The organism is Paenibacillus sp., assembly GCF_035645235.1.
Taxonomy (GTDB): Bacteria; Bacillota; Bacilli; order Paenibacillales; family YIM-B00363; genus Paenibacillus_AE.
Genome location: NZ_DASQMZ010000190.1, coordinates 1 through 5,953, shown reverse-complemented (window position 1 = coordinate 5,953; position 5,953 = coordinate 1). Strand labels below are relative to the sequence as shown.

At 62.1% G+C, this 5,953-nt stretch carries 5 protein-coding genes; 2 read left to right on the top strand and 3 right to left on the bottom strand.

Going from position 1 to position 5,953, the window contains the following annotated elements:
* From nagZ to VEZ38_RS17800, 3 genes are all read right to left on the bottom strand, one after another.
* Nucleotides 1-1,048: beta-N-acetylhexosaminidase (nagZ, locus tag VEZ38_RS17810; protein WP_324895867.1), on the bottom strand; the 1,048-nt coding region annotated here is incomplete at its 3' end.
* A gap of 13 nt (nt 1,049-1,061) precedes the next feature.
* The gene (locus VEZ38_RS17805; RefSeq protein WP_324895865.1) at nt 1,062-2,225 is read right to left on the bottom strand and encodes a DUF1343 domain-containing protein; all 1,164 of its coding nucleotides are present in this window, start codon (nt 2,223-2,225) and stop codon (nt 1,062-1,064) included.
* A 105-nt stretch (nt 2,226-2,330) separates the two neighbouring features.
* Nucleotides 2,331-3,182, bottom strand: coding sequence for a MurR/RpiR family transcriptional regulator (locus VEZ38_RS17800; protein WP_324895863.1), 852 nt, complete (start codon nt 3,180-3,182; stop codon nt 2,331-2,333).
* Between the two features lie 221 nt (nt 3,183-3,403).
* On the opposite strand from VEZ38_RS17800, the gene VEZ38_RS17795 reads away from it, so the two are divergent.
* Together VEZ38_RS17795 and VEZ38_RS17790 are read left to right on the top strand one after the other, a co-directional pair.
* Nucleotides 3,404-4,351 carry an N-acetylglucosamine kinase gene (locus VEZ38_RS17795; protein WP_324895861.1) on the top strand — a complete coding sequence of 316 codons (948 nt, stop codon included), beginning with the start codon at nt 3,404-3,406 and terminating at the stop codon, nt 4,349-4,351.
* A 183-nt stretch (nt 4,352-4,534) separates the two neighbouring features.
* Nucleotides 4,535-5,953 (top strand): extracellular solute-binding protein (locus VEZ38_RS17790; protein ID WP_324895859.1); only part of this gene is annotated, 1,419 nt, incomplete at its 3' end.

Sequence of the window (5,953 nt, the reverse complement as noted above, 5' to 3'; positions counted from 1 at the left end):
CGGACGCGCTCGAAGCGCCGCTTAACACGCCGCGTGCCGCCTTCAGCCGCAGCGAACGCCGCGCGGCCTCCTCGATGCGTTCCGCCGGAATGCGCCCGTCCTGCACCGCTTCCGCAATGGCGGCAAGCGCCCCGCGCTGCTGCTCGAGCGTATGGCTGACGAGCACCTGATCGGCGCCGGCCGCGACGGCGAGCACCGCCGCCTCGACGGTGCCGTAATAATCGGCAATCGCTTTCATCTCCATGCAATCGGTCGTAATGACGCCGTCGAAGCCGAGCTCTCCGCGAAGCAGCCCCGTCAAGACGGCCGGAGACAGCGTCGCGGGCAGATCGTTCGGCTCGATCGCCGGAAAGCGCACATGCGCGGTCATAATCAGATCGACCCCTTCCGCGATCGCCCGCCGGAACGGCGCCAGCTCCACCGCGTCGAGCCGCGACCGGTCGTGGCCGACGAGCGGCAAGTCCAAATGCGAGTCGACGCTCGTGTCCCCGTGCCCGGGGAAATGCTTCGCCGCAGCCGCGACGCCCGCCGCCGCATGACCGCGGATCGCCGCCGCGCCGAACGCCGCGACGCGCTCCGGCGATTCGCCGTACGATCTCACGCCGATGACCGGGTTCGCCGGATTGTTATTCACGTCGAGCACCGGCGCGTAATTCATATTAATGCCGAGCGCGCGCAGCTCCCGGGCGGCGACGAGCGCCGCCTCGTACGCGAGCGACGGCTCTCCCGTCGCCGCGACCGCCATATTGCCGGGCATGAGCGCGACGCCCTCCGTCAGCCGCGCGACCATGCCGCCCTCCTGGTCGATGGAAATCCACAGCGGCGGCACGCCCGCCTCTCGAGCGGCCTCCTGCAACGAGGCAGTCAGCCGCGCCACCTGCGCCGGCGACTCGACGTTCCGCGCGAACAAGATCACACCCCCGATCCGACCCTCCGCGATGAACTTCCGCAGCTCCTCGGGCACCTCCGTCCCGTGAAAGCCGACGAGCAGCATCTGCCCGATCTTCTCCCGCAGCGTCATGCGAGACAACAGCGTCTCCTCGTTCATCCGACCCAACTCCCTAGTATTGTAAATACGGCTTCCGGCGCTTCCGCCAGTCGGCCGCGTCCCGCGCCCAATCGTCCAAGATGCGCGCCAGCCCCGCTTCGGACGCAATCGAAAGACGCACATCCTCGCCGCCCGTTAACGAATCGATGAACGGACGCAGCCCTTCCTTGAACGGCGGCAGCCAAGCGAAGTCGTTCGGATACAGCCGCGCGACCGTATGCAGCAGCGTCAACCCCGTCCGCACCGCTTCGAACGCCGCCGGCTCCGTCACGAACAAGCGCACGCCGCCGCACAGCGCGCCCGCATGCTTCGAGAACGTCGGCGTCGCATAGCTCGGATGGAACCGGACGCCGGGAAGCCCGTACGCGTTCATCGCGTCCGCGACGCGTCGACCGTCGAGCCACGGCGCGCCGATCCACTCGAACGGACGCGTCGTGCCCCGACCTTCCGAAAGACAAGTCCCTTCGAAAAGGCAAGTGCCCGCATACACCCGAGCCGTATCGATCGTCGGGATGTTCGGCGACGGCAGTATCCACGGCAATCCCGTATCCGGATATTCCATTGCGCGAGTCCAGCCTTCCATCGGCACAACCCCAACGTCGCAGCCGATGCCGAGCGCCGCGTTGGCCATAAGCGCCGTCTCTCCGACCGTCAGGCCCGTACGCACCGGCATCTCCCAGGCACCGACCATCGACTCGAAGCCCGGCGCGAGCAAGCCGCCTTCAACGACGTCGCCGCCGAGCGGATTCGGCCGATCGAGCACGAGCAGGGGCTTCCCGTGCTCCGCGCAGGCTCGCAGCAAATACACTAGCGTGGAACCGTAAGTATAAAAGCGCATCCCCAGGTCCTGAATGTCGAACAACAGAACGTCGACGTCCGCGAGCGTCGCCGCATCCGGCGCTTTGCGCGGCCCATACAAGCTGTATACCGGCACGCCGGTCGCCGCGTCCACGCCGTCTTCGAACCGATCGCCCGCCTGCCGTTCGCCGTACAAGCCGTGCTCGCACGCGAACAAGGCGGTCAACCGCGCGCTCGGCAGCTCGGAGCACACCTCGATCGCGGTGCGAAAGTCCGACGTGATGCCGGTCGGATTCGTCACGAGGCCGATACGTGCGCCCGCAAGACGACCATCGCATTCCCGCGCCAGACGCTCTAATCCCGTTATCACTTTAGCCACGCCGAATCCTCCACGCGCCCGCCCGAAGCCGGCGCGTCGTCGAAAGTCCTCGTTTCTTCATCGGTGGTGCCCTCCTGTTCGATCCTTGCCTCTCGGTCGCCCGTTCTACCGATCCCGAATCGCGCGTCGACTCTCCTCCAAATAGGTGACCGCCCGCTCATAATTCCGACTCGCGACTCCGATATAGAGTATGTCTATAACGTTCAGCTGCGAAATCCGAGACGCCATCGCACCGCTCCGGATTTCCGTCTCGGTGGAAGAGGTGAACAACGGAATGTCCGCCGTTCGGCTGATGGAGTTGTCGCCGTATTTCGTTATGCTGATCGTCGTGCCGCCGTGCTCCTTCGCGATGGAGAGCGCCCTTAGGATTTCGCTCGTCTCGCCCGAATACGAGATGCCCACCGCGGCATCCTCCGGCGTCATCGTCACCGCGGACGTCAACTGTACATGCGGGTCCGGAAACGATAAACTGGTCTTATTAATGCGAAGAAACTTCTGTTGCGCGTCCATCGCGATCAAATTCGATGCGCCGACGCCGAAGAAGAAGATGCGCTTCGCCTCGCTCAGCGCGTTCACGGCCCGTTCCACTGCCGCGGCGTCCACAATTTTCACCGTGTCTCGAATCGATTGAATGTTGTTGTTCGAGACATTCTGGATGATCCGTTCGATAGAATCGTTAGGCTGAATGTCCGAGTACCCCGCGGCGGACGAATTGCCGTTCCGCTGCTCCTGCAAGTCGCCCGCGACCTTCAGCTTCAACTCTTGATAACTCTTCACGCCCAGCGACTTACAGAGGCGCACGATCGCCGCTTGGCTCGCGCCGCTGTTCGCGGCGAGCTGCGCTACGGATTGCTCGATCATCTCCTGCGGGTGCTCCAATATGTAAGCGGCCACCTTGCGTTCGGACGGATTCACTTGATCGATCACTTCTCTCAGCCGTACCAATCCGCCGTACATGGGCTTCACCTCCTAGATCGCGCTAACGCTTCCGACAGTTATGTCTCGTTATGACACGTCAACTAAGAATCCGCTTTCGATTCTATAAACCCCATTATAGTTTCCGTGAAAATTTATTTCAAGATATTTTTATATCATGAAAATTTATTTTACAACCCTTACCTCTTGGCTTATACTTAAGGAAAATGTTCTTCTAAAGAACATGTCACGGAGGCGTTCGCATGTTCTATTACCTCGGCGTCGACGGCGGCGGCACGAAGACCGAGCTCGCCGCGATTTCGGAGGACGGCGTGGTCCTGCAACGCACGGCGGGTGCGTCCACGAATCCGCACGCGGTCTCGGAAGCCGGCGCGATCCGCGAGCTTCTCTCCTTATTGCGATCGCTCGTCGATTCCGACGCGTTGCGAGGCAGGCAGCTCGCCGGGCTGTGCCTCGGGTTGTCCGGCGTCGACCTGCCGGCGGAGCGCCGCGCGTTCGAGGACGCGATCCGGGCCTTCTCGTTCGATCGCCTCGGCCGGGACGTCCCGTTCTCGCTGCTATCCGAGGCGGAAATCTCGCTGATGGCCGCGGTCGGCCGCCCGTGGGGACTGCTCGCCGTCTCCGGCACCGGCTCTATCGTATACGGCGTCGAGCCGGACGGCAGCCGGCATCGCGCCGGCGGCTGGGGCCATCTTCTCGGCGACGAAGGCAGCGGGTACTCGATCGGCCTACGCGCCTTGAAGGCCGTCATGGCCGCTTACGACGGTACGATGCCCGCTACGGACATGACGCCGGTCTTGCTTGCGTCGCTGTCGCTCCGCGAGCCCCCCGAATTAAAATCATACATCTATCGGCCCGAGATCACCAAGGCTGACCTCGCGTCTTTCGCGAAGCTCGCGATCGACGCCTGCGAGGCGGGCGACGCGGTCGCCGCCGACATCGTGCGCGGCGAAGCCAAGGCGCTCGCGGCGACGGCGGCGGGGCTGCTCGACCGACGCCCGTCGTTCCTGGCGGAGCCCGTCGCGTTCGCCGGCTCCGTGTTTCGAGCGTCGCCGGCGTTCCGGGACGCCTTCCGCCGCTCGCTCGCGGCGCGGCATCCAAGCGTCCGGTTCGCGGCGGACTGCGCCGCCGCGGAGCCGACTCCCGCCGAAGGCGCCGCGCGGCTCGCGAGGTCGATTTATTCTTCATGAACTAATCCTTTCGACGGTAACGCGAAGCGGGCCGGGGAGCATCCCGGCCCGTTTTTGCTTGATAAAAAATCGTGAAATAAAATTTCACAAAACCAATTGACCCATGAAACAAAATAATGCTATGATTCGGGCATGAGTTATGGAAAACACATCGTCATTCATTTTTGGGAGGTCATTCATGGTATGAAGAGAAACAAACTCGTATCCGCATCTCTGGCGACAGTCGTGATGATGTCTTCGCTCCTCGCCTGCAGCTCGGGCAGCTCGGGCGGCGGCAGCGAAACAACGGACACGCCGAAGGCGCCCGCATCGAACGACGCCGGCAGCGACACGCAGGCGCCGGCAGCGGAGGAACCGCTCAAGCTGAGCTTGTACTACCCGGATAACGCGACGCTCCCGTTCAAAGACGATTGGCTGCTCATCACGGAAATCGAAAAGCGATACAACGTCGATCTTTCCTTCGAAGTCATCCCGATCGCCGATTATGCGACGAAAGTTTCGCTCGCGCTTAACACTGGCACGAACGTGCCCGACATCATCTTAAATCAGACGACCAAAGGGGAAAACGGTTCCCTCGCCCTGAACGGCGCGCTCGTGCCGATCAGCGACTACTCCGATTGGACGCCGAACTTCAACGCCCGCGTCGAAGCGTTCGGATTGAAGGAAGCGATTTCAAATCTCACCCTGAAGGACGGCAAGCTGTATTACCTGCCTTCGCTGTTCGACAAGCCGTTCTACGACGGCGGCTTGATTCTTCGCCAAGACTTCCTCGAGAAACATGGGTTCTCGGATCCGAAGACGTTCGACGACCTGTACGCGATTCTCAAGAAGTACAAAGAAGAAAAACCGGATTCCTACCCGCTGACGATTCTCGCCGGTCCTCGCGTGCTGTACCGCATGACGATGCCGTCGTACGGCATCAGCGTCGGCAAGAACGGCGCGTCCGGCACGAATACGCTCAGCTGGGACTACGAGAACAAGAAATACTTCCCCGGCGCGATCAGCGAGGAGTATAGAGAGTACATGAGGTACCTCGCGAAGCTGTATGCCGAAGGCTTGATCGATCCGGAGATGGCGGAGCCGATCGACGGCGACAAGTGGGCGCAGAAGCTCGCGACCGGCGCATCGATGGCATCCTATGCGTATTACGATCAAATCGGCGGCATCGAATCGGCGGCGACCGAGGAAGGCTTCAACCTCCAGATGTACCCGCCGCTGCAAGGTCCGGCCGGCGCGCATCACCAGCCGAAGAGCAGCACGGGCTCCGGCATCCTGTTCCCGAAGAAGACCGCGGAGCGCAAGGACTTCGAGCGAATCGTTCGTACGATCGACGAAATTTTCTTCTCCGAAGAGGGCGCGCTGCTCGCGAGCGCAGGGGTCGAAGGCGTATCGTATACGAAGGAAGGCGACACGATCAAATATCCGGACGACATCGTGAACTCCGCGAACGGCACGTACAAAGAGATGCAGCTTCGTTACGGCCTCGGCGCCGATCCGCTCCAGCTCGTATGGGTGAACGCGCGCGAAATGACGAAGTACGACGAAAACTATCTCAACATCAACAAGACGGTCGCCGCGATGGATCAAGCGATTCAGCCGATT

Bases quoted from the DNA above. Each gene is read 5' to 3' on its own strand.
- VEZ38_RS17800 (WP_324895863.1), bottom strand. From the start codon at position 3,182: ATGTACGGCGGATTGGTACGGCTGAGAGAAGTGATCGATCAAGTGAAT.
- VEZ38_RS17795 (WP_324895861.1), top strand. From the start codon at position 3,404: ATGTTCTATTACCTCGGCGTCGACGGCGGCGGCACGAAGACCGAGCTC.